Annotated in this window: 2 protein-coding genes and 1 pseudogene; all 3 read right to left on the bottom strand. The window is 57.2% G+C overall.

Annotated features, from left to right (window positions below; translation table 11 throughout):
- Window positions 1-611: 611 nt before the first annotated feature.
- Window positions 612-1,031: a hypothetical protein gene (locus ABWV89_RS18750; protein ID WP_353400569.1), complete on the bottom strand. Its 420-nt coding sequence runs from the start codon at window positions 1,029-1,031 to the stop codon at window positions 612-614.
- 104 nt (window positions 1,032-1,135) lie between these two features.
- On the bottom strand, window positions 1,136-1,777 hold the full coding sequence (locus ABWV89_RS18755; protein WP_353400572.1) for a hypothetical protein: 642 nt from the start codon (window positions 1,775-1,777) through the stop codon (window positions 1,136-1,138).
- Window positions 1,755-3,248, bottom strand: a pseudogene (locus tag ABWV89_RS18760) (VENN motif pre-toxin domain-containing protein); the annotation flags it as partial. The gene ABWV89_RS18755 and the pseudogene ABWV89_RS18760, both read right to left, overlap by 23 nt.

The following is a 3,248-nucleotide window of genomic DNA, read 5'->3' on the forward strand; positions in this document are numbered from 1 at the left end:
TCTTGCGGAAGATCTTCACCCCGCTGTGGAACAGGTCGTTGACGTCGTACCCGCTCAGGTCTATACGCTGCGCCTGGTAGTGCGCGCTTTCCTTGTTGAACTTGAGCTGCGTCTCATACTCCGCGTGGTGGGCATACGCTTCGCGAAACGCTTGCTCGGCCACTGCGCGGGCTTTTTCGTACAGGGAGCCTCTGCGCCGCGGGCGTCATGCGCGATCGGGGTCAGAACGGGATGGATGGCGTGCCTGCTTGGTGCGCTGTGTGCCCGACGGCACACACAAGCCAACAGGTGCGGCAGACGCCCGCTTCTGGCCCGAGCCCTGCAAGGGCCTCGGCGCGCGCGGCGCACGCGGTGCAGAGGCTCCCCTTGGATGCCCCGGCTTGATGCTGCCGTCGTACAGTCCTTTGAGCAGGCGGTCGCCTTCGGCGTCGGTCCAGCTGTAGAGGTTCAGGCCCTGGAGGAACAGCTCCTTGTCGGTCTCGAAGCTGTTGAAGTCGATGCGGGCCTAGTCACGGTGTCATGTGGGTGGAGTTGCCACCGTGTTTCCTGCGAGAGAGGCAAAAGGCAAGACGCGACCCCAACGACTACGCCGTCCAATCTAGACGCCTACGTCAAGCCTCTCTCGCAGGTTCATCCCTATCAAGGATATGTAACTCGAACTCGCTCGCTTCCACCTCCCACTTCACATGGGAAGAAAAGCCTTGGAGGCTTCCCTCGAAGGAAAAAGTCTCAGTACCGCCCGAAAAGTCTCCTTCGTACTCACTACGAACGGGATGACTCCAAACCACCTCACCGTCGACACAGCAATGCGTACGCACTTCTCTCAAGCATCGGCGGACTCCAACAAAAACTAGAAGGCAGTGCCCAACAAAACCATCTTCATTTCGACGGGAAAACCGATCAATCAAATACTGATCAGGCGCCAGCCAATGGTTGACATAGATGGACGCGGAACTACCGTCGAACAAGAGGGCGCCGTATTGGCAATTAAACGTCTCGATTGCATTCCAGCAGTTCTTCACGATCTGCATACCTCACTCCTCGATTAGCGCGAACGCAATCGTCAGCTCCTGTGGCTTGTCCCTGAGGCCGTTGAGATGGCAAAAGGCAAGACGCGACACCGATAGCCGTTCGTTCAAGCGTAATTCGTGAACGCCCAGAGGTCTTCTTCAGACTTGCGCTCCCAATACCGCCATTCCACCGGGACAAGATGTTCAAAATCGCCTTGCACCCCCGTCCACCCTTCAGGGACAACCTTCTCAAAGAAGCGTTCCCGGCGCATGTGCATGAACAGCTTGCGGTCAAAGTTGATGTAGAACTTGGGCAGAAGGCTGAGCACAACACTGCTTTCCCGCCAGAAATCGTCCGACAAGGCGCCACCGTGGATGATGTGGTGCCATAGGGATCTGTGAAGAGCGCTCAGATCGATGCCTGGAGCGGAAAACAACAAGTCTGCCAAGGCTTGCGTAGATGGGGCGCAGACGTCCTCTTGTTTCAGATAGTCGAAGAAGTTGTGCGCATCCAGGCAATCTATGCCCCCTCGAAACTCGGCAAGCGCGGTCTTGAGTTGCACCTCGATGGGAATGTCTTTGGGCAGGTACTGAACAATAGCTGGCTTCTTGAAGTGCGCTTCAATGTTCAAACGCTGATTCAGGTTGAAGTGATCCTGCCAATCCAGCAGCCAACGACATTGGCCCGAATGAACCGTGAAGGCGATTCCTTTACTCTGCTCTCTGAGCTCTTTCAGCACACCCTCACTTGCGATTTCCAAATTCACGCAAAAACTCCTCTTGAGACATAACCCGGGCTCGGGACGAATGGTCCGCCATCAGCCTACTATAGGCCTCATCCAACTCAAGGGAAACAGAGTTTCCGGAAGTCGACTCATCGACAACCTTGACTGGGGAGCGAGCGTTCCCTTTTTGCGGGACTTTGGCGCCCATAATCGCCCGATGAGTGGACTGGTCCACCTCGAACACGACAACTTGCCCTCCCTGCCTACGTTCAGTTATGTAGTACACAGCATGATCGGGCGAGCCCGCACTTACGCATATCGCACCTGTACAGCCAGGAGTGATTGTGAGCTTGCCATCTGGAGAAACCGAAAGCGCATCTCTTGAGGTCTTCGTCCCCGATCCACCGCCTTGCACTCTGAAATAGGGAACACCTGGTTCGCTTCCGCCGCTCGAATTTGCGGCGTTTGGCGTTGCAGGATGTTCAATCAGATCTCCCCCTGCCCCTGTCGAGTCTCCATTGCTGTTGGGACGCGGTCCGCGAGGAGTTCTCGCGATGGCCCCAGGTAGGCGAGCCACCAGAGGAATCCCTGCAGACACCACGCCAAGAATTGCGGCTCGATATGCCCTGTCATCCAAGGCATCGTTCACCAACCCATCGCAAGCTGCCGAAGACTTGCCGCTGCAGTTCTCCTGCCTGAACTCGCGAATATCCGACGCCAGCTGAACGTCCGACTCCATAGCAGCGTCGCCTCGGGTCGAGCCAACCCAGTTCACATTGTTTTGGCGTCCTACAAACAGCGCCTCGTCGTTCCTCAGGCTGAAAACGTTGCTAACCTCATAGCCTTGAGCTGCCTGGCTGAGAAGGTTCGCCACCTTGTCTGGATCACCAGCGATGACTGCGCGATTAACTTCATCGATGTTTTTGTTGGATACATCGATGTACTTGTCGCGAATGGCAGTCTCCGCTTCGACGCTACACCCCCCTGTCTTCGCACGACAATCGGCCACTTCCTTCTTGAGCTTGTTAGCGTCTTCATGCTTGAGGAAGTTGTTCGCCACCGCATTGGAGCCCGTGATCTGCCCCATGTTCATGTTGGCTTGCAGGTCCCGTGTGGTGTCGCCCGCCAAAGCGCCGCCCACGCCGCCGGCCACACTGCCGGCCAGGCCGGTGATGAAGACGGTGTTCTCGTTGATCGTCTTGCCGGGCACAGCCTTGAAGATGGATGACAGCGTGCTGTCCTCGTCTTTCAGCTCTGTCTTCACATCGTCAGCCAATGAGTGCGCCACCACGGCGCCCGCTGCACCAGCCGCACAGCCTTTGCCGTTGCCCGAGCGCACCATGCCCAGGCCGCAGCCCAAGGCCGCATGGGCCAACTCGGCCTGGAGGTCGGTTAGCGCACCGTTAAGGTTCTGTTTGCCAATGTGGCCAGCAAAGCCCTCGCCCAGTTTGTCAAACCCGGCGTTCATACCCGCATTGAGCAGGTTCTCGCCAAAGCTGCCACCGTAGGCCAT

The sequence above is a fragment of the Hydrogenophaga sp. 5NK40-0174 genome (genome assembly GCF_040372165.1).
In the GTDB taxonomy this organism is placed as follows: Bacteria; Pseudomonadota; Gammaproteobacteria; order Burkholderiales; family Burkholderiaceae_C; genus Hydrogenophaga.

Bases quoted from the DNA above. Each gene is read 5' to 3' on its own strand.
- ABWV89_RS18750 (WP_353400569.1), bottom strand. From the start codon at position 1,031: ATGCAGATCGTGAAGAACTGCTGGAATGCAATCGAGACGTTTAATTGC.